Genomic DNA, 19,834 nt, shown 5'->3' with positions numbered 1-19,834 from the left:
GGTCCTGCCTGCCCGGCCCGCCCCGGCTTCCTCACGCCCGCTGAGGCGTCAGCCCTCCTGAGGGCCACCGGTCTCCTTTTCGTCCGCGGCCGCCTCGGTCTCCTCCTCGGCCGGCTTGCCCGGCTGAGCGCCCGGCTGCGGCTCGGCCACGGCCACCCGCGCGGGGCGGATGGTGCGCTCACCGATGCGGTACCCGGGCTGCAGGATCGCCACGCACGTCGTCTCGGTGACGTCCGGGGCGTAGGAGTGCATCAGGGCCTCGTGGATCGTCGGGTCGAAGGGCTCGCCCTCCTTGCCGAACTGCTGCAGGCCCATCTTCGCCACGGTCGACTCCAGCGACTCGGCGACGGACTTGAACCCGCCGACCAGTTCGCCGTGCTCCCGTGCGCGGCCGACGTCGTCGAGCACGGGCAGGAGCTCGGTCATGAGGTTCACCACGGCGACCTCCTTGACCGCGATCCGGTCGCGCTCGACCCGGCGGCGGTAGTTCTGATACTCGGCCTGGAGCCGCTGGAGGTCCGCGGTGCGCTCACCGAGCGCCGTACGCACCTGGTCCAGCTGGGCCACCAGTCCGGCATCGGGACCCGAGTCCCCGGCCGGGGCCGCCGCCTCCTCCGCGGAGGGGGTGGCGGCCTTCGGCTCGGCGTCATCGGCCGGAACGCCTGAGGGGACGTCGGGCTGCTGCGACTGCTCGTCGAAGCCCGGGGTCTCCTCGGTCACGCCGCACCGTCCTTACGTTCGTCGTCCACGATCTCGGCGTCGACCACGTCGTCGTCCGCCCTGGCCCCGCCGGCACCCGCGTCGGCTCCGCCCGCGGCCTGGGCCGCCTGGGCGTCGGCGTACATGGCCTGGCCCAGCTTCTGGGAGACGGCCGCGACCTTCTCCGTGGCGGTGCGGATCTCGGCGCTGTCCTCGCCCTTGAGCTTCTCCTTCAGCTCGGCGACGGCGCCCTCGACCTCGGTCTTGATCTCGCCGGGGACCTTGTCCGCGTTGTCCGCGAGGAACTTCTCGGTCTGGTAGACGAGCTGCTCGCCCTGGTTGCGGGACTCGGCGGCCTCGCGGCGCTGGTGGTCCTCCTCCGCGTACCGCTCGGCCTCCTCACGCATGCGGTCGACCTCGTCCTTCGGCAGCGAGGAGCCGCCGGTGACGGTCATCTTCTGCTCCTTGCCGGTGCCGAGGTCCTTCGCCGTGACGTGCATGATGCCGTTGGCGTCGATGTCGAAGGAGACCTCGATCTGCGGGACGCCGCGCGGCGCCGGCGGCAGACCGGTCAGCTCGAACATGCCGAGCTTCTTGTTGTACGCCGCGATCTCGCGCTCGCCCTGGTAGACCTGGATCTGCACCGACGGCTGGTTGTCCTCGGCCGTCGTGAAGATCTCGGAGCGCTTCGTCGGGATCGTGGTGTTGCGCTCGATCAGCTTGGTCATGATGCCGCCCTTGGTCTCGATGCCGAGGGACAGCGGGGTGACGTCGAGCAGCAGGACGTCCTTGACCTCGCCCTTGAGGACACCGGCCTGGAGCGCGGCGCCGATCGAGACGACCTCGTCCGGGTTGACGCCCTTGTTGGCCTCCTTGCCGCCGGTCATCTCCTTGACGAGCTCGGCGACGGCGGGCATCCGGGTGGAGCCACCGACGAGGACGACGTGGTCGATCTCGGACAGCGCGATGCCGGCGTCCTTGACGACGTTGTTGAACGGCGTCTTGCAGCGCTCCAGCAGGTCCGCGGTCAGCTGCTGGAACTGGGCGCGGGTCAGCTTCTCGTCGAGGTGCAGGGGGCCCTCGGCGGAGGCGGTGATGTAGGGGAGGTTGATCGTGGTCTCGGTGGACGCGGACAGCTCGATCTTGGCCTTCTCGGCGGCCTCACGCAGGCGCTGGAGCGCCATCTTGTCCTTGCCCAGGTCCACGCCGTGCCCGGACTGGAACTGCTTGACCAGGTAGTCGACGACGCGCTGGTCCCAGTCGTCACCACCGAGGTTGTTGTCACCGTTGGTGGCCTTCACCTCGACGACGCCGTCGCCGATCTCCAGCAGCGAGACGTCGAACGTACCGCCACCGAGGTCGAAGACCAGGATGACCTGCTCGTCCTTGTCGAGGCCGTACGCCAGGGCGGCGGCCGTCGGCTCGTTGACGATGCGCAGCACGTTCAGACCGGCGATCTCGCCGGCCTCCTTGGTCGCCTGGCGCTCCGCGTCGTTGAAGTACGCCGGGACGGTGATGACCGCGTCGGTCACCTTCTCGCCCAGGTATGCCTCGGCGTCCCGCTTCAGCTTCTGGAGCACGAAGGCGCTCATCTGCTGCGGGTTGAAGTCCTTGCCGTCCAGGTTGATCTTCCAGTCGGTGCCCATGTGGCGCTTGACCGACCGGATGGTCCTGTCGACGTTGGTCACGGCCTGGCGCTTGGCCACCTCACCGACCAGCACCTCGCCGTTCTTCGCGAAGGCGACGACGGAAGGCGTGGTCCTGGCGCCCTCAGCGTTGGTGATGACGGTGGGCTCACCGCCCTCCAGAACGCTGACGACGGAGTTAGTCGTGCCCAGGTCGATGCCGACCGCACGTGCCATTTCGATTCCTCCAGCTGACTTGAGTGGAACAGACTCAAGCATGCCCGAGGTCCGGCGCGGGGTCAACAGAGCTGAGTCGATCAGACTCAACTCTTATCCGCTCCTTACACGCAAGGAAGGGCCGGCCCGCACGCTCCGGATCATCGGCGCCCGCACGGGAACGGCGGCACGGCGGGCGGGCACGGAGCCTCGGGCGGACGGCCTACGGACACAAGTGTGCGGCACGGATATAAGTTAGTGACGTATGCCCTGATTTATGGGGCGCGACGTGGTCACCTCCAGGGCGCCCCCCAAGGCAACCCTCAGCGACTCAGATCACCCCGTACCCGACTACAGTGCGGCCGGAGATAGGGGTAGTCTCAGACGGACTGCATAAGTTACCGCTTAGTAATGTCGGGAATCCCGTGGCAGGAGCCCCCCGACCAAACCCTCGCAGGCCCGAGGAGCCCCCATGCAACTCGCCGCGATCATCGTGTCGCTGGCCCTGGCCGTGGTCGGCGCTGCCCTGCTCGCACGCGCGATCGGCCAGTTCGTCCGGCACTTCAAGCTGGGCCAGCCGGTCCCGGCCGGCACCCGGACCGACAACCCCTACCAGCGCAGCGTGACCCTGGTGCGGGAGTTCCTCGGCCACACGCGCATGAACCGGTGGGGCGTCGTCGGCATCGCCCACTGGTTCGTGGCCATCGGCTTCCTGACGCTGCCGCCGACCCTCGCCCAGGCGTTCGGCCAGCTCTTCCAAGCCGACTGGACGCTGCCGGTGCTCGGCGGCTTCCTGCCGTTCGAGATGTACATCGAGTTCATCGGCGTGATGACGGTGCTGGGCATCCTGGTGCTCATGGCGATCCGGCTGCTCAACCTGCCCGGCCGCCCCGGGCGCAAGTCCCGGTTCACCGGCTCGAAGATGGGCCAGGCCTACTTCGTCGAGTACGTCATCCTCACCATCGGCCTCGCCATCTACGTGCTGCGCGGCCTGGAGGGCGCCCTGCACCAGGTGGACGGCTACCAGGCGGCGTACTTCGCCTCCTACCCGCTGGTGCTCGCCTTCGACGGCCTGGACGTCGGCACGCTGCAGAACCTGGTCTACCTGGCCGCCATGATCAAGATCGGGACCTCGTTCGTCTGGATGATCGTGGTCTCGCTCAACACGAACATGGGGGTGGCCTGGCACCGCTTCCTGGCCTTCCCGAACATCTGGTTCAAGCGCGAGGCCGACGGCGGCACCGCGCTGGGCGCCCTGCAGCCGATGACCTCGGGCGGCAAGCCGATCGACTTCACCGACCCCGGTGACGACGACGTCTTCGGCGTCTCCCAGGTCGAGCAGTTCTCCTGGAAGGGCCTGCTGGACTTCTCCACCTGCACCGAGTGCGGCCGCTGCCAGTCGCAGTGCCCCGCCTGGAACACCGGCAAGCCCCTCTCGCCCAAGCTGCTGATCATGTCGCTGCGCGACCACGCGCACGCCAAGGCCCCCTACCTGCTGGCCGGCGGCGGCAAGACCATGGAGGGCGAGGAGAAGGCCTCCGCCGAGCAGCTGGCGGACGTGCCCGCGGCGGCGCTGGCGGAGGCCGAGCGCCCGCTGGTCGGCACCCTGGAGGAGAACGGCGTCATCGACCCGGACGTCCTGTGGTCCTGCACCACCTGCGGCGCCTGCGTCGAGCAGTGCCCGGTCGACATCGAGCACGTCGACCACATCGTCGACATGCGCCGCTACCAGGTCATGATCGAGTCCAGCTTCCCCTCGGAGGCGGGCACGATGCTCAAGAACCTGGAGAAGAAGGGCAACCCCTGGGGCCTGGCCAAGAAGCAGCGCCTTCAGTGGACCAAGGAGGTCGACTTCGAGGTCCCGGTCGTCGGCAAGGACATCGAGGACCTGTCCGAGGTCGAGTACCTGTACTGGGTCGGCTGCGCCGGCGCCCTGGAGGACCGCGCCAAGAAGACCACCCAGGCCTTCGCCGAGCTGCTGCACATCGCGGGCGTCAAGTTCGCGATCATGGGCGGCGACGAGAAGTGCACCGGTGACTCCGCCCGCCGCCTGGGCAACGAGCCCCTGTTCCAGGAGCTCGGCATGGAGAACGTCTCCGCGCTGAACACGGCGTTCGGCGAGGAGACGGACGACGAGGGCAACGTCACCGCCGAGTCGCGGAAGCCGAAGTCGGCGAAGAAGATCGTCGCCACCTGCCCGCACTGCCTCAACACCCTCGGCAACGAGTACCCGCAGCTCGGCGGCGACTACGAGGTCATCCACCACACCCAGCTGCTCCAGCACCTGGTCGACGAGGGCAGGCTGATCCCGGTGACCCCGGTCGAGGGCCTGATCACCTACCACGACCCGTGCTACCTGGGCCGGCACAACAAGATCTACACGCCGCCGCGCGAGATCATCGCCAACGTGCCGGGCCTCAGGAACGAGGAGATGCACCGCCACAAGGAGCGCGGCTTCTGCTGCGGCGCCGGCGGCGCGCGGATGTGGATGGAGGAGCGGATCGGCAAGCGCGTCAACGACGAGCGCGTCGACGAGGCCCTCGCCCTGAACCCGGACATCGTCTCCACCGCCTGCCCGTTCTGCCTGGTCATGCTGACCGACTCGGTCAACGGCAAGAAGAACGACGGCAAGGCCAAGGAGTCCGTCCAGGTCGTCGACGTCGCCCAGCTGCTGCTGGAGTCGGTCAAGACGCCGCTCGACCCGACGGACGAGGCGGAGGCGGAGAACGCCCCGGAGCCGGAGCCGGTGAAGTAGGCGCGAGGCACGTACGCGCGCAGGCACGAAGGGGCCGTCCGACAGGGCGGCCCCTTCGCCATGTTCACGTACGCTCCGTCCTGCGGAGGAGACTGCCCCTCCGCAGGACGGAGAGCGGAGCTGACTCCCCCTTAGGGGATGTCACATCTCGGCCGCAAAGGCGGCCCGAGAACCCCCGGCCCGGCCCACCACACCCCCGGAGCAGGTACGTTCGTTGACGTGGCTGGATTCAGGATCGGACGCGGCCGGGACAACAACGGCGCTCCTCACGCGCGACCGCAACAACCCCCGTACGGACAGCAGACGCCGCCGGGGCCGTCGTACGGCTCCCCGCAGGCGCCTCAGCCGTACCCGCCCCAGCAGCCGCCCTACGGCAGAGGCGGCCACAGCGGCGGCGGCACCGGCGGCGGCTGGCCACAGGTGAACCGCGGTCCGGGCGGTCCGGGCGGCTACGGCGGCCACCACCGCCCTGGCCCCGGCGGCCGCCACGGCGAGCCCGAGTACTTCGGCGACGGCGGCGCCTACCCTCCCGGCCCGCACGCCCCGCACTCCCCCCACGCCCCGCACGACCCGTACGCGGCCAACAACCCGGGCCACACCCAGGCCTTCTCGGTCAGCGACGACCCCTACCTGCAGGGCGGCGGGACGCACCACGGCGGCGCCCCCGAGCCCGTACCCGGCCCGGTCGGTCCGCCCCTGCCCTGGAAGGCCCTGCTCAAGGGCATCGTCACCGCCCCCGACCCGACCTTCCTGAGGATGCGCGACTACACGATGTGGGGCCCCGCCCTCACCGTGACCTTCCTCTACGGCCTGCTGGCGATCTTCGGCTTCGACGGCGCCCGCGAAGAGGCGATCGACGCCACCATCACCACCGCCATACCCGTCGTGCTGATGACCGGTGTGGCCATGGTGATCAGCTTCCTCGTCCTGGGCGTGGTCACCCACTCCCTGGCCCGCCAGCTCGGCGGCAACGGCGCCTGGCAGCCCACCGTCGGCCTGTCCATGCTGATCATGACCCTCACGGACGCCCCCCGCCTGATCCTCGCGATGTTCGCGAGCGGCGACGCCACCTTCGTGCAGATCGTCGGCTGGATCACCTGGGTCGCGGGCGGCGCGCTGCTCACCCTGATGGTCAGCCGCTCCCACGACCTCCCCTGGCCGAAGGCCCTGGGCGCGTCCGCGATCCAGCTCCTGGCCCTGCTCTCCCTGGTGAAGCTGGGCACGCTGTAACAGCCGGCGGCACACGCGACACGGCATGAAGGGGCTTCCCGTCCGGGGAGCCCCTTCTCCGTCCCGGCTTTCCTCCCCCGGCCCGAGCGCATGGCGTGTCCGGGCTGGCCTGCCGGTCCCGTGGAACGACGCGCCCCTGCCCGTACGGCTCCTCGCCGCAGCGGGCGTGCTCGCCGCCCACTGACCACGGCCCCCGGCCCCAGCGCCGGCAGGCCGTCCGCCAGGCGGCTACGGCGCCTCTTCCGGGGGCCCGGCCGGCTCGCCCGCCCTGCGCACCGGCGGCAGCACGCTCCACGGGAAGTCGATCCAGTCGTCGGTCCGCTTCCAGACGTACTCGCACTTCACCAGCGACTGCGACTTCTCGTAGATCACGGCGCTGCGCACCTCGGCGACGGCGTCGAGGCAGAAATCACGCACCAGCTTGAGCGTCCTGCCGGTGTCGGCGACGTCGTCGGCGATCAGCACCTTCTTGTCGGTGAAGTCGACGACGTCGGGCACGGGCGCGAGCATGACCGGCATCTCGAGCGTGGTGCCCACCCCGGTGTAGAACTCGACGTTCACCAGGTGGATGTTCTTGCAGTCGAGGGCGTAGGCGAGCCCGCCGGCGACGAAGACACCGCCGCGCGCGATGCTGAGCACGACGTCCGGCCGGTACCCGTCGTCCACGACGGCCTGCGCGAGCTCCCGCACGGCCACACCGAACTGCTCGTAGCCGAGGTTCTCCCGCCGCGGACGGCTCTCCTGCCCGCCCATGCCTACACCTGGGTGCGGTGGAAGTTGAGGAAGGCCCGCGAGGCCGTGGGCCCGCGCTGCCCCTGGTACCGGGAGCCGTACCGCTCACTGCCGTACGGGGCCTCGGCCGGTGAGCTGAGCCGGAACAGGCACAGCTGGCCGATCTTCATCCCGGGCCACAGCTTGATCGGCAGCGTCGCGAGGTTCGACAGCTCCAGGGTGACGTGCCCGGAGAACCCGGGGTCGATGAACCCGGCGGTCGAGTGCGTGACCAGCCCGAGCCGCCCCAGCGAACTCTTCCCCTCCAGCCGCGACGCGAGGTCGTCGGGCAGCGAGATGACCTCGTACGTACTGGCCAGCACGAACTCGCCCGGATGCAGGATGAACGGTTCGTCCCCCTCCGGCTCCACGAGCCGGGTGAGCTCCGCCTGCTCGACGGACGGGTCGATGTGCGGGTACCGGTGGTTCTCGAACACCCGGAAGAAGCGGTCGAGGCGCACGTCGACGCTGGACGGCTGCACCATGGATTCGTCGTAGGGATCGATCCGTACCCGCCCGGCGTCGATCTCGGCCCGGATGTCCCTGTCTGAGAGAAGCACGCCCTGAGGATACGCAAGGCGCGCGGACCGGCCACAATCGCCGCCCCACGCGCCCACGCCCTGCTGTCCCTGCCGGCTCTCCCCCGTGCCCTCGCTACCTCTTCTGGTGAGCGACCGGAACGACGCTGCGGAGCCGCGCACAGCGCGGACACCGCAAGAGCCGACCGGGGCCGAGTCGCTCGGCCTGCTGCATCGGGAACGAGGCGGCGGTAAACACGTGCCCATCGGCACAGCGGACGACGGTGCGCTCCATCAAGTCCAAGAGTCCCTTCCCCAAGAGCCGCGCCTGGCTTCCTGCCCTGACGCCGAACGGCACATTACGGGATCAAAGAGACAACCCTCCAGGCGGCACCCCGCCCCCGCCCAGCCCTTCACCGGCACCCCCACCGTACGCCCCAACTCCGGCCCCCCGTACCCACTTCCGCCCTTGAAACGCCATCAGGCCCCCGGGAGCCGAAACACCGGGGACCTGCCATGGGGTAGAGTGAGCGAGCATCCGGTCACCGATCGATTCCCGTGGCCCGGATAACACGCGGGTGTAGTTTAATGGTAGAACATCAGCTTCCCAAGCTGAGAGCGCGAGTTCGATTCTCGTCACCCGCTCCACGACAAAGGCCCAGGTCACAGACCTGGGCCTTGTTCGCCGTCAAGGGCTTTCCCTACCCGCGCGGGTGCTTCCACGGGTTCTGGAGCGTGCCGAAGAGCTGCCCATGCCGGGGGTCAAGAACGGCAGCCGGCTCAGGCGACGGTGTACTCCGCGTCTCCGAAGTCCGCGACCACCCGCAGCCGACCGCCCAGCGCTTCCACATAGGCTCGGAGTGTCGCCACCTCGGCCCGGTCCAGCTCGCCGTGCTCGATCGCGGAGACGCGAGGTGCCGAGACCCCCATGGATGCGGCGACCTGGCGCTGGGTCAGCGCCTGCTCACGTCGGACCTCTGCGAGCTTGTGGGCGCGCACCTCCGCGACCAGCCTGTCCATGGCCGCCTGCTTCTCCTGAGCCGAACGCACCGGCAGCCCGGCGGCCTCGCGCCGCTCGCGTGCCTTGCGCCTGGTCTCCTCCCAGCCGACCGTGCTCATTCGTACTCCCTGGTCTCGAGATCGGTCACATGCGCCCGGTAGCGCTCCTCGGCGATCGGGACGTTGACGTCGTACCAGCGCTGCCAGTTTCCGGCCTTGTCGCCGGCCACCAGCAGCACCGCCCTACGCACCGGGTCGAAAGCGAAGAGGATCCGGATCTCGCTGCTCCCGGACGATCCCGGTCTCAGCTCCTTCAAGTGGTGGTTGCCGGCACCCTTGATCCGGTCGACCAGCGGACGACCGAGCGTCGGACCCGTGGCCACCAGCATGTCGATGGCGTCTTCCACATGTTCGACGCTGTCCCAGTCCTCCTCGGCCAGCGCCTCGAACCACGCCGCAACCTCCGCGACGAGAACCACTTCCCATTGAGCCCCGGGCCCCATGTTAATGCAAGCGTTAACATGGCTGGCTCGAAAAGGTCGGCGACTGGAAGCCGCCACGGCAGTCCAGGGGGAACCCGACCAACCCGTCGGCACCCGTTCACGGACTCGCCCCCCGAAATCGTCCGAACCGCACAGCGACTGAAAGCGCCCGCCCTGTGCGGTTGCGATGGTCGGCTCCAAGGCGCTCCCGCGACAAGGCACCGAGCTCGCCGTGATCCGCCGAGCGCCGCTTGCGGCTCGGCGCCCCTGAAGCGTGCCCACAGCATGCCCGTAAGAGCGGACAGCCACGGTGAACAACGGCGTGATCCGGTACGCCGACGGCCCGCTATCAGCCACGTATGACCAGGTCAGAGGCAACATGGTCTGACAGGCGCCGTCGCTTCCCAAGCTGAGAGCGCGAGTTCGATTCTCGTCACCCGCTCCACGTGAAACCCCAGGTCAGCGGCCTGGGGTTTGTGTTTTGCCGCTGACTCTTCGGTGCGTTCCGCACCATCGTGCACTCGAAGATGGGGCACGCGGACGGCACGGGCGCTTGGTCGAGACCGGCCAACCACTGCTCCTCACGCCAGTGCGTTCCCGTGCGTTCCCCTGCTGGTAGGCGGGTGTACGACGGACCGGCCTGGATCTCGCACAGGTCCTCGAGAACTGCCTCGTTCCAGTCGACGGGTCCCGGACCCGTGCGGTAGCCGCTGTTCGTTCCCCCCGCCCGCTGCTCCAGCAGGCGAAGCATGTCCGTACTCCTTGCTGCCGCGTCACTGGCTTCGCGCAGCTGGGCCGCAACGGGAGCAGCACCGTGATTTCCGCCTCCCAGGTAATCGGCGGGGCGCAGCGAACACTCCTCGTCAAGGACTTCCGCGCGTGCCGCGACGACAGCCGAGAAGCCCCGGTCGAGAGCACTCACCGCGTACTCCTCGCCGTCTGGGCACTGCTCTCCGTCGAGCCACGGGCGGACCACAGCCGTGATCGCGTCGCGGTCCGTGTCCCGCAGCACTCGCCGACGCCGGACCTTCAACCCCAGCTCCTGGGCGTCGACGAACAGGATGTCTTCTCGCACGGGATGCTCGGTGCGTCGCAGCAACCACAGGGAAACCGGCACGGGTGTCGCGGAGAACAGATGCGACGGCAGCGTGATGACGCGTTCCACGGCTCCCCTGCGGACAAGGGCGCGGCGGATCTCGCGCTCGGCGGTGTTCACCGAGTTGCCTGCCTTCACCGGCATGACCATCACTGCTCGGCCGCCGGGTACCAGCGCACCGAGGACGTACTGCACCCAGGCGAAATTGTCATTGCCCTGGGGCGGTGGTCCGTACGGCCAGTTTCCCGTCCGGCGCCCGGGACCAGGTGCGTCGCTCATATTGAACGGGGGGTTCGTCAGCACGACGGCAGCGCCGTGCTCGTGGTTCGGCGGCCATCGGTCGGACCGGGTGCTGGTCAGCTTGGGCCGCACGCCGAGGTGCAGAAGGTACAGACTCGCGACCGCCTGCAGCCGACCGTCGAGAGTCTCGCCGTACACGGTCCCGCGTGCGTCTCCGATGTGCCGGTACGCAGCCGCCAGCATCTCTCCGCCCCTTGTGTAGGGGTCCAGCACCGTCGCCTTCTGCCCCGGGGCCGGCACGAGTTCCGCGGCCAATGCGGCAGGCCCACCGGGCTGCAGAACTCCGAGCTCTGCAGCCCTTCCCGGGCGCTGAACGACTCCCACACGAGCTGGAATGCGCCAACGCCCGTGCCTGCCGCCGTCCGTACTGCCGTGGTGAGGTCGTCCCAGCTCCGCGGTTCCAGTTGCAGCAAGCTGCTCCGCATGTCGGTGCGGTCGCCGTTCCGGCGCAACACGGAACTCCGCAAGCTCACGGGCAACGCTTCCGGCTGCGTGGCGGAAACGGTCGCCCGCCGGATCCGGCGCCTGACCGAGCCAGGCCGTCGGGCTCCCGCAGCCACCCTCACCGACACGGAGAGCGCCGGCCACGATCCGGCGGGGGCTGCCGAACGGCGGGAGCCGGGCACCGCCGACTCGATCGGTGACGTGCCGGTGTGGCGGCTGCGCCGCCTGGCCGACCTGCTCGCCGATGCCACCACGACGCCCGACCACGCCCTCTGCCGGCGTGCTGTCTCGCCTGCCCCGAGCCGGGACGATCGGCCCCGCAGGATGCGGTGATGCAGCACATGCGCCGGCGCCGGACGGAAGTCGGAGCCGACGTGGCGCTGAGATGTGCGGGGCGTGTCTGTATCCCGTTCGCGTTGAAACGCCGACGTGTGGGCCGTGCGGCCGTGCCGGGAACAGCCGGTCCGGGCGGTGCTGTTGCATCGACCGAGGCACCGGCACCGCGGGCGGGGGACACGGAGACCACAAGGTCGTCCGCCCCACCGGGATCCGGGCCCCGGAATCGCGGTACGCCCGCCACGCCACTGGGACCAAGACGTATCTCTGCAGGAGGACTGCTTCATGACCGACCGGCCCTTGACGCTCATGGCAGTACACGCCCACCCCGACGACGAGGCCACCGGAACCGGAGGGGTCCTCGCGCGGTACGCGGCGGAAGGCGTCCGCACCGTTCTCGTGACGTGTACCGACGGCGGTTGCGGTGACGGACCGGGGGGCGTCAAGCCGGGTGATCCCGGGCATGATCCGGCGGCGGTCGCCTTGATGCGCCGTCGCGAACTCGAGGCGAGCTGTGACGTCCTGAAGGTCAGCGAGCTGGAGATGCTGGACTACGCCGACTCCGGGATGATGGGCTGGCCGAGCAACGACGCCCCCGGATCCTTCTGGCAGACCCCCGTCGAGGAAAGCGCCGCCCGACTCGCGGAACTCATGCGGCACTACCGACCCGATGTGGTCGTCACCTACGACGAGAACGGCTTCTACGGCCACCCCGACCACATCCAGGCCCACCGCATCACGATGGCGGCGCTGGAGATGACCGCGCTGACACCGAAGGTGTACTGGACCACGGTGCCCCGCTCGGGGATGCAGCGGTTCGGCGAGATCATGCGCGAGTTCCATGAGGACATGCCGGAGCCGGATCCTGCCGAGGCCGCCGCGATGGCCGAGATCGGCCTCCCTGACGAGGAGATCACCACCTGGGTGGACACCACCGCGTTCAGCGGCCAGAAGTTCGATGCGCTGGCCGCGCACGCCAGTCAGGGCGAGAACATCTTCTTCCTCAAGATGGGCAAGGAGAAGTTCGGCGAGTTGATGGGCACGGAGACCTTCGTACGTGTCCAGGACGCCACCGGCGCCGCCGTACCCGAGAACGATCTCTTCGCCGGACTGCGCTGATCCACCCGTCCGACCGACGGCCGGGAAGACTCATCGGCCGCCGACACCGCACGGCGCAGTCGAGCGGCACTCGCGGGCCGTCCGCTCGTCGGCCCGCAGCCGGGCGCACGCTGTGCCGCGGCCGGCCACCGCGCACGGCACACCCGCCAGGTCTTCCGGGGTGCCCCGCGCCCTGCCGCGCCGGCCTGACGGATCCGCCACCGCCCCTGGCTCATCCTCTGGACGTCAGTGCCTCGTGCGGCGCAACAGCACACCTAGCCGTAGACCACCGACCAGGGGCGGGGGGAATCGTCCGGGAGGCGTGGGACGTCCTCGCGTCTCGGGGTTGCCGTGTGGTCGCGGGCCAGGACGTCGGCCGCGAGTTCCGCGAAGCGACGGGCGGCCGGGTGGGCTCCGCGACCGACGGGCCAGGCGCCGCTGATGCGCAGGGTGAGAGGGCGGTCGGCCAGTGGCCGCCAGGCGACGCGGGGCTCCTTGCGGGCCACCGGCCCCTGGTCGAAGGCGACTCCGCGGCCCGCCGTCACGAGGGCGAGCAGGAACTCCGGGTTGGACGCGTGCCGAAGCCGGCCGGGTACGAAGCCTTCGGTGCGGCACACGTCGAGGATCCGGTCGTACCAGCCGGGTGCGTGTGCCCGCGGGAAGAGCACCAGGTCGTGGCCCGAGAGCTCACCGAGCGACACCTCCGGCATCTGGACCAGCGGCGAGGTACGCGGCAGGACGATGCCCAGGTCCAGCAAGATCTCGGGGCCGAGTCGCAGTTCGGTGGCGTCGACGGGGTGGTGCACGAGCCCGACGTCCAGCCCGCCGGAGGAGAGCAGCCGCACCTGTTCCTCGGTGGTGACCTCCTGCAGGTCGACGGAGAGCCCCGGAGCGTGCTCCGCGCAGGCGGTCAGCAGTGCGGACAGCACGGCGGCCGTGGTGTCGGGCGGTACGCCAGCGCGGAGTGTGCCGAGGCTGCCGTCGGTGGCACGGCGGGCCAGCGCGCGCAGCCTCTCCTCCCGGACGAGGAGTTCGTGGGCCTCCTCCAGCAGTGCCGCCCCGGCGGCGCTCAACTGGACGCCGCGCTGCGAGCGGTCGAACAGCTCTGCACCGAGCTCCTTCTCCAGCCGACGTATCGCCTGGCTGAGCGGCGGCTGCGCCATGCCCAGCCGCTCGGCGGCCCGACTGAAGTGCAGCTCGTCGGCCACGGTGACGAAAAGACGCAGGTGGCGCAAGAGATCCACGGTCAGGATCGTACGCGAGGCCGCTGTGAGGGGGCTCCATGATGATTTGTTCGCCCGATCATGTGGCTGCCCTGTGCCCCAAGGCGTTGCCGCAGACGTGGGACGGGCGATCCGACGAATGCCGGGTGGGAGCGGCAGCGGCCATTCCTGCCCGTCGGTAACGGCCGTCGTGGCAGGTGGAGGAAGCACCGGTAGGTGATCGACAGGATCCCGCACCTGGGTGCGCCAGGGACAACGGCGGGGTCCTCCCCATCGGTGCGCACCGTGGAGGACCCCGCACAAAAGCACCGGCTGTGGTCGGCCGACGACACCTGGGAGCGTCCGCCGGAGCACCCCTGGTCCTCCGGCTCCGTTCATGAAGAGCTCCGGCGGTCCGGGAGCCGGGGCACTCCGAGCAGGACGTCGACTCGTTCCCAGGGGACGGACCCACCCGGTGAGCAGCTCGATTCCTCCTGCTCACCGCTCCAGCCGAACTCAAGGCTGTGAACACCTCCGTCACCACGTACCGCACCCCACCTCCCGGCAGGCGTCGTCGCCCGGGAGAAAGTCAGGGGGCGAGAGCCTGGCGGTAGGAACGTCATCCGCCGTACTCGTCGATCACTGAGGACTCCCGTGATCGTCCGGACAACACCTGGCTGGTCAGGCCGACCACAATCCGATGATCGGAACGAATCGACGGCAAGGGGTAAACAGTGATCGAGGAACGGATCCGGCAGGTCTTCGCCGGTGCGGGCGCCGAAGGGCAGCTGCACGTCCTCCCCATTCACGTGCGCGCGGGGGCCGCTGGGGAGGCCGGCGCGGAGCCGGGTGCCCGTGAAGTCGCCGTGGGCGCCGACGCCCCCGTCGTGATCGCCTCGATCTTCAAGGTGCTGCTGGCACTGGAGTTCGCCCGGCAGGTTGTCGCCGGCCAGCTCGACCCTCGGGAGCGGGTGCGGGTGACCGCGGCCGACCGGCTCGGCGGCTGGGGCACTGCCGGCTGTCTGGACGACGTCGAACTGTCACTGCGCGACCTGGCCCACTTCGCGATGTCGGTCAGTGACAACACGGCGGCCGACCTGTTGCTGGCCCGCGTCGGCCTGGACACCGTACGACTGCTCGCGAAGGAGCTCGGGCTGGAACGGACCCGGATCGTGGGCGGCCCGCGCGACCTGCTGGAGTCGATGCTCGCGGAGGTCGGGGCGCGCGACGAGCGCGAGTTCGCCGTCCGCTACCCCGCCCTGCCGGATGACCGCAAGAGACGGCTGGCCGTACTGGACCCCCGCCACACCACGGCGAGCACACCCCGCGAAATCACCCGGTTGCTCCAGCTCATCTGGAGCAATGCCGCCGGCCCGCCGGAAGCCTGCGCGTTCGTAAGGGACTTGATGGGGCGCCAAGTATTCCGGCACCGTCTGGTGTCGGGCTTCCCGGACGACGTCACGGTCGCGGCCAAAACCGGAACCCTGCCGGGGCTGCACATGGAGGCGGGCGTCGCCCGCTACCCCGACGGCGCGCACTACGCGATCGCCGTCTTCGCCCACACCCACGACCTGGCCGCCTCCCGCCCCACGGTGGACACCGCGATAGGGGGAGCCGCAGGAATCGCGGTCGGCTTCCTCCGGGAAAGCGGCGACGGCCGGTGACCAGGCCACATATGCGTTCGCGTATCACTCGAGCCGAATTCTGGTCTTGGACAAGGGAGTTCACGCCCTGATCTCCTGACGCCATGACCCGGAACACACATGTCACGGACAGGTCGGACGTACCCTCCAACCGCGGGCTCGACCGTCGTACGGTGCTGCGCGGCGCCGCGCTCGGCGCGGCCTCCCCGCTGATCCCGGCCACGACCGCCACCGCCTCGGCCGGGGACGGCGGCCGAGGCGGTGGCCCGGCCGCCGGTTCGGCGTCGTTCCGCTGGCTCGGCACCGCCGGCTGGCGTATCGACGTGGGTGACCGGACCGTACTCTTCGATCCGTATCTCACCCGCTTCCCCACGGGCCTGTTCAACGGCGTTTTCGACCCGCGGACCCCCCTGCGGACCCGGCCGGAGATCGTGGACGCGCACATCGGCCGCCCCGAACTCGTCCTGGTCAGCCACTCCCACTGGGACCACCTCGCCGACGTGCCTCACATCGCCAGGACCACCGGCGCCCGCGTGGTCGGCACCGAGACCACGTACCACCTGCTGGTCTCCCTGGGGGTGGACGCGGGACAGATCTCCGTGGTGAAGGGCGGCGAGGTGCTGGACTTCGGGGGGATCACCGTCGAGGTCGTGCCGAGCCTGCACAGCCGCAACAAAAAGTTCTCCTACTTCGCCCCAGGCACGCTGAACGCCCCGCCCACGACGGTCCCGAGCACCATCGCGGACCTGCCCGAGGGCGACACGCTCGCCTTCCAGGTGACCGCCGGGGCCGGCGGCCCGTCGGCGTTCCTCATGGGAGCCAGTGACTTCTCCGAGCGGGCAGTGCGTGGCCTGTCCCCCGACCTCGCGATGATCGCCGTGCCCTCCAGCACGGTCACTCCCCGCTACGTGCCCCGACTGCTGCGTGCGCTGGACACCCCCGGCGTCGTCGTACCCGTCCACTGGGACAACTTCGAAGTACCTCTGAGCGGTTCACCCGTACGGGATCCGGCGATGGATCTGGACGCGTTCCTCGCCCAGGTCGAGAAGGTGTCCCCGGCAGCGCGAGTCGTCCTTCCGGACTACCGGACCGTGTACGGCAGCGACATGCGCCCCGCAGGGGGATAGCAGGCCGGTACGCCATGCATGCGTACAGTTGCAACGGCACCGCTCAGCCGGTCTGCGAGCCGAGATGCCCCAAGCACTGTGGGGGGCCACACCGACACCGTGCTCCTCAACTTCAACTTCGCGGCGCCGTGCCCACAGCGTGCCCGTAAGAGCGGACAACCACGGTCGACAGCGGCGCGATCCGGCCCGAGCGACCGCACCAAGAAGAGATATGGGGACAGGTCAGAACCGCTGAACCCCTGGAAGCGCCATCGCTTCCCGAGCTGAGAGCGCAAGTGCGGTTCTCGTCACCCGCTCCATGAGGAAGGCCCAGGTCGAAGACCCGGTCCTTTCCGCTGTGCGGTGGTCGGCCGGCGCGTGCCGGATCCGCGTCGGAAGGCTCGTCGCCCGCTTCCCCGGTCGCGCCGGTCAGGCATGCGCGACGACGACGCCGGGCGGGCCACACCGTCTTCCCGTGCCGTCCGCCACCCAAGCCCTCTCAGGCCGGCCAGGCGTCCGCCATCACGAAGGAGACGGCCGTCCCCCCGAACCGACTCGGGCCGAAGCGCCAGGAGGCGGCGAGGGAGTCGACCAGGAGCAGCCCGCGTCCGTGCGCGTCGTCGGCCTTCGGCCGGCGGAGGCGCACACGCGCCGGGCATCCCGGGCTGTGCACCTCCACACGCAGCGAGGTCCCCTCCCGGAACCACTCGACCCGCACGGCCCACGCCTCGTCCGACCGCCCGTGACCGGGCCCGGCTGGTGGTCATCGCCTACCAGCGCGGCGTGGTCAGTCCGACGCCGGCGCCCCGCCCCCGGTGACCGGCTGAAGGCCGGTGCGCCGGATACCGCGGCCGTGGTAGCCGGGAATTGCTGCGCGGGGACGACGTGCCGGGGGTCGTGTCCGGGCGATGGTGGGGGCAGGAAACGGGGCCGTGCACCGGCCCCGTCGACGGGGTGAGGTTCGCCCCCGCACGAAGGGACCCGCCATGTTCACTGCCGCCCGGGATTGCCGCACCATCGGCGACCTGCTCGAAGGACACGCCCTCAACGTCCTGGACCCCGGCGAGGCGAGCGCGGTCCGTGCCCACCTGGCGGGCTGCCCCGGCTGCCGGGAGGAGCATGACTGCCTCGCGGCCGTGGCCGCGCACCTGTCCGGTCTGCGCCGGGCCCTGGCAGACGAGCCCGGCCGACGGGGCCGGCACGCGGCCCGCGGGGCCCCGGCCGCCTCGCTCACGCTGGCCCAGTGGGTGAGCCGGCTGGCCCGCGTCGGGTGAGTGACCGCCCGGGCGCGCCGGTGCGGGGGCTCGCCGGTGCGGGGGCTCGCCGGCTCGCCGGTGCGGAAACTCGCCGGCGCGCCTCGGCAAACGCCGCCGGCGGTCTCCGGCGGCGGACCCCGGCGGCGGACACGACCGGGAGGAATCCCGCCCATGCCCGCCGCCGGGCCCCGACGCCTCTTCGGGCTGCCGCGACGGGCGGTGGCCGCCCTTCTCACGGGTGGCCGGGAGGCGCGACGAGCGGCCGGCGACCCGGCCGGAGCAGCCGGCAGCACTGCCGGGCGATCAGGGTCGGCTCGGGCGTGGGGCGGCGGGTCTGATGCTGAAGGCTTCGGTGAGGAGGTCGGCGGGCGGCCTCTGCGGCCGCCCGCCGAGGTCCACACCGGCATGCCGCCCGCCGTCGACGACGTGGATGGCGGGATGTCCACGCCGTCCGCTCGGACCGGTGCAGATGCCGGTGAAGGGAGCGGATGGGTGAGCAGAGAAGCACGAAGGGGCCCGGCATCGGACACGCCACCCCGTGTGCCCGCGATCGGCCCGCGGCGACAGGCATCATGTCCCTGGCCTGCTCGCGCGGTGGCGCGTGGGACCTGTTGACCAGAAATCGAGCACGGGATGGATCATGTTGGACAGTCCTGCCTCCACCCCGCACGGCCGTGCGGAGCACGGCGGGGCGCGCGTTGTGGCCGGAGCTCTTCTCCTGGCCGATGCCGGGATCCACGTCTATGAGGTCACCGACGCGGACGTACCCTTCCTCATCGGCGGTTTCATCGCCACCGCGGTCGGCGCCACTGTGAGCGCCCTTCTCCTTTTGACCCGCGGACCGCGGCTGGGCTGGGTCGTGGGAGGACTCACCGCGTTGCTGACCACCGCCGGCTACATCGTCACCCGTGCCACGCCCATTCCCACCGACGAGGCCGACTACGGCAACTGGCTGGAACCCCTGGGCGTCTGCTCGTTGGTCATCCAGGGCATCATCGTCGTCATGGCCGCCGTGGCTCTGAGCGGGCCCGCCCCGGTACGGCCGGGCCACCTCGTCCAGGAGGCGAGGTCGATGGCACCCCGCCTCCGGCCCGACGACCCGGGTTCCGGTCCGCCGGACGAGCCGCCCACATCACCGTGAACAGAGCCCGCTGCGGGCGGCGGACACGCCTCCAGGACACTCGCATGGACCCGCCGTCCGGCCTCAGGTGCGCAGTGATGCCCGCCTGAGGCCGACGTCAGGTCTTCGCCTTCATCGAGACGTTCCGGGGGAACGTCGCTCTGCGGACGGCAACACATCACGTCACGGGCCTGCCCACGCGCTCGAGCGCCCCGCCCGTCACCCGGCGGCACGACGGAAATACCGGTTCGACCCGATGTGTCAACGAACGACACGCCGCGCCTGAGGGTGAGCAGGTGTCGGAAAAGTCCCCCGGACAGCGTATCGCCGCGTCAAGTCCACTACAGAAAAAGCAATCTGATTACACGTCAGCACGCCATGACACGTCACACGAGCGCCCTTTGTGACCTGATCGGAGTCAATCTGCCGACTTCCCCTCATGTCCCGATATGACAGATGTGAGGAGCTGTCAGTACGTTCATCACAAGTCGGCTGACCGGCCGATTCCCCGAGATCAGGAGAAGCACGTGAGGACCACTCGTTCCACCGTCGTCACCGCGGCCGTCGCGGCCGCCGCGGCCCTGGCTGCCACCGGCATCACCTACGCCTCGGCGTCCGCCTACGAACCGGCCCAGGCCGCCCCGGCAGTCCAGCAGGCGGCCGCCCCCGCCGCGGCCCCCCTGGGCGGCGACTCCGGCAAGGACAACGAAAGCAAGGGCAACGAAGGCAAGGACAAGGACTACGAGGACAAGGACTACGGGGACAAGGACCACGAAGGCCGAGGCTTCGAAGGCCGGATCCACATCAACGAGCGTTCCTACTCGGCCCACCCGGGCGACTGCATCACCATCGTGAGCGGCCTGGGCTCCCGCAGCCTGAACATCCGCAACGACAGCAAGCGGACCGTCGAGGTCTTCCGCGGAGCCACCTGCGACAAC

The 19,834-nt window shown here is 70.0% G+C and carries 17 protein-coding genes, 1 tRNA gene and 2 pseudogenes; 11 read left to right on the top strand and 9 right to left on the bottom strand.

Going from position 1 to position 19,834, the window contains the following annotated elements:
- Positions 1–48 precede the first annotated feature (48 nt).
- Both grpE and dnaK read right to left on the bottom strand, forming a co-directional pair.
- Positions 49–720: a nucleotide exchange factor GrpE gene (gene grpE, locus ACWEQO_RS17715; RefSeq protein ID WP_452984042.1), complete on the bottom strand. Its 672-nt coding sequence runs from the start codon at positions 718–720 to the stop codon at positions 49–51.
- Positions 717–2,561: a molecular chaperone DnaK gene (dnaK, locus tag ACWEQO_RS17710; protein WP_361454648.1), complete on the bottom strand. Its 1,845-nt coding sequence runs from the start codon at positions 2,559–2,561 to the stop codon at positions 717–719. Before dnaK ends, grpE begins: the two co-directional genes overlap by 4 nt.
- Before the next feature lie 451 nt (positions 2,562–3,012).
- Here dnaK and ACWEQO_RS17705 point away from each other — a divergent pair, with 451 nt between their 5' ends.
- Positions 3,013–5,295: a heterodisulfide reductase-related iron-sulfur binding cluster gene (locus ACWEQO_RS17705; RefSeq protein WP_452984040.1), complete on the top strand. Its 2,283-nt coding sequence runs from the start codon at positions 3,013–3,015 to the stop codon at positions 5,293–5,295.
- A 138-nt stretch (positions 5,296–5,433) separates the two neighbouring features.
- Entirely contained in the window at positions 5,434–6,525 is a 1,092-nt protein-coding gene (locus ACWEQO_RS17700) for a Yip1 family protein (RefSeq protein WP_361454642.1), read from the top strand.
- Between the two features lie 228 nt (positions 6,526–6,753).
- Here the strand turns inward: ACWEQO_RS17700 and ACWEQO_RS17695 are convergent, their stop codons facing one another.
- Both ACWEQO_RS17695 and dcd read right to left on the bottom strand, forming a co-directional pair.
- Positions 6,754–7,278, bottom strand: coding sequence for a phosphoribosyltransferase (locus ACWEQO_RS17695; protein WP_452984037.1), 525 nt, complete (start codon positions 7,276–7,278; stop codon positions 6,754–6,756).
- Between the two features lie 2 nt (positions 7,279–7,280).
- On the bottom strand, positions 7,281–7,856 hold the full coding sequence (gene dcd / locus ACWEQO_RS17690) for a dCTP deaminase (protein ID WP_109377139.1): 576 nt from the start codon (positions 7,854–7,856) through the stop codon (positions 7,281–7,283).
- A 532-nt stretch (positions 7,857–8,388) separates the two neighbouring features.
- Between dcd and ACWEQO_RS17685 the strand changes: the two genes are divergently transcribed.
- A tRNA-Gly gene (locus ACWEQO_RS17685) sits at positions 8,389–8,462 on the top strand.
- A gap of 132 nt (positions 8,463–8,594) precedes the next feature.
- Here the strand turns inward: ACWEQO_RS17685 and ACWEQO_RS17680 are convergent.
- From ACWEQO_RS17680 to ACWEQO_RS17670, 3 genes are all read right to left on the bottom strand, one after another.
- Complete coding sequence (locus ACWEQO_RS17680; RefSeq protein WP_452984035.1) at positions 8,595–8,933, bottom strand: XRE family transcriptional regulator; 339 nt, start codon at positions 8,931–8,933, stop codon at positions 8,595–8,597.
- Positions 8,930–9,316: a type II toxin-antitoxin system RelE/ParE family toxin gene (locus ACWEQO_RS17675; protein ID WP_452984033.1), complete on the bottom strand. Its 387-nt coding sequence runs from the start codon at positions 9,314–9,316 to the stop codon at positions 8,930–8,932. The genes ACWEQO_RS17680 and ACWEQO_RS17675 overlap by 4 nt, the downstream gene beginning before the upstream one ends.
- Positions 9,317–9,728: 412 nt before the next feature.
- On the bottom strand, positions 9,729–10,931 hold the full coding sequence (locus ACWEQO_RS17670; RefSeq protein ID WP_452984207.1) for an HsdM family class I SAM-dependent methyltransferase: 1,203 nt from the start codon (positions 10,929–10,931) through the stop codon (positions 9,729–9,731).
- 183 nt (positions 10,932–11,114) lie between these two features.
- Here ACWEQO_RS17670 and ACWEQO_RS17665 point away from each other — a divergent pair, with 183 nt between their 5' ends.
- From ACWEQO_RS17665 to ACWEQO_RS17655, 3 genes and pseudogenes are all read left to right on the top strand, one after another.
- A complete protein-coding gene (locus tag ACWEQO_RS17665; protein ID WP_452984031.1) occupies positions 11,115–11,468 on the top strand; it encodes a hypothetical protein in 354 nt (117 codons plus the stop codon).
- A 288-nt stretch (positions 11,469–11,756) separates the two neighbouring features.
- Positions 11,757–12,590 carry a PIG-L family deacetylase gene (locus ACWEQO_RS17660; protein WP_452984029.1) on the top strand — a complete coding sequence of 278 codons (834 nt, stop codon included), beginning with the start codon at positions 11,757–11,759 and terminating at the stop codon, positions 12,588–12,590.
- Between the two features lie 48 nt (positions 12,591–12,638).
- Positions 12,639–12,779 (top strand): annotated as a pseudogene (locus tag ACWEQO_RS17655) (phosphorothioated DNA-binding restriction endonuclease); the annotation flags it as partial.
- A gap of 65 nt (positions 12,780–12,844) precedes the next feature.
- Here the strand turns inward: ACWEQO_RS17655 and ACWEQO_RS17650 are convergent.
- The gene (locus ACWEQO_RS17650) at positions 12,845–13,813 is read right to left on the bottom strand and encodes a LysR family transcriptional regulator (protein ID WP_361454630.1); all 969 of its coding nucleotides are present in this window, start codon (positions 13,811–13,813) and stop codon (positions 12,845–12,847) included.
- A 692-nt stretch (positions 13,814–14,505) separates the two neighbouring features.
- On the opposite strand from ACWEQO_RS17650, the gene ACWEQO_RS17645 reads away from it, so the two are divergent.
- Together ACWEQO_RS17645 and ACWEQO_RS17640 are read left to right on the top strand one after the other, a co-directional pair.
- Positions 14,506–15,435: a serine hydrolase gene (locus ACWEQO_RS17645; protein WP_452984027.1), complete on the top strand. Its 930-nt coding sequence runs from the start codon at positions 14,506–14,508 to the stop codon at positions 15,433–15,435.
- 83 nt (positions 15,436–15,518) lie between these two features.
- Positions 15,519–16,541: an MBL fold metallo-hydrolase gene (locus ACWEQO_RS17640; RefSeq protein WP_452984025.1), complete on the top strand. Its 1,023-nt coding sequence runs from the start codon at positions 15,519–15,521 to the stop codon at positions 16,539–16,541.
- A gap of 478 nt (positions 16,542–17,019) precedes the next feature.
- Here the strand turns inward: ACWEQO_RS17640 and ACWEQO_RS17635 are convergent.
- Positions 17,020–17,265 (bottom strand): annotated as a pseudogene (locus tag ACWEQO_RS17635) (ATP-binding protein); the annotation flags it as partial.
- 241 nt (positions 17,266–17,506) lie between these two features.
- Between ACWEQO_RS17635 and ACWEQO_RS17630 the strand changes: the two are divergent.
- From ACWEQO_RS17630 to ACWEQO_RS17620, 3 genes are all read left to right on the top strand, one after another.
- Complete coding sequence (locus ACWEQO_RS17630; protein WP_452984023.1) at positions 17,507–17,794, top strand: anti-sigma factor family protein; 288 nt, start codon at positions 17,507–17,509, stop codon at positions 17,792–17,794.
- A gap of 622 nt (positions 17,795–18,416) precedes the next feature.
- Positions 18,417–18,917, top strand: a complete 501-nt coding sequence (locus ACWEQO_RS17625; protein ID WP_452984021.1) for a hypothetical protein — start codon at positions 18,417–18,419, stop codon at positions 18,915–18,917.
- Between the two features lie 506 nt (positions 18,918–19,423).
- On the top strand, positions 19,424–19,834 hold a 411-nt coding region (locus tag ACWEQO_RS17620; RefSeq protein WP_452984019.1), incomplete at its 3' end, for a hypothetical protein.

The sequence above is a fragment of the Streptomyces sp. NPDC004051 genome, from assembly GCF_053604275.1.
This window is presented reverse-complemented; position numbering and strand designations above follow the sequence as displayed.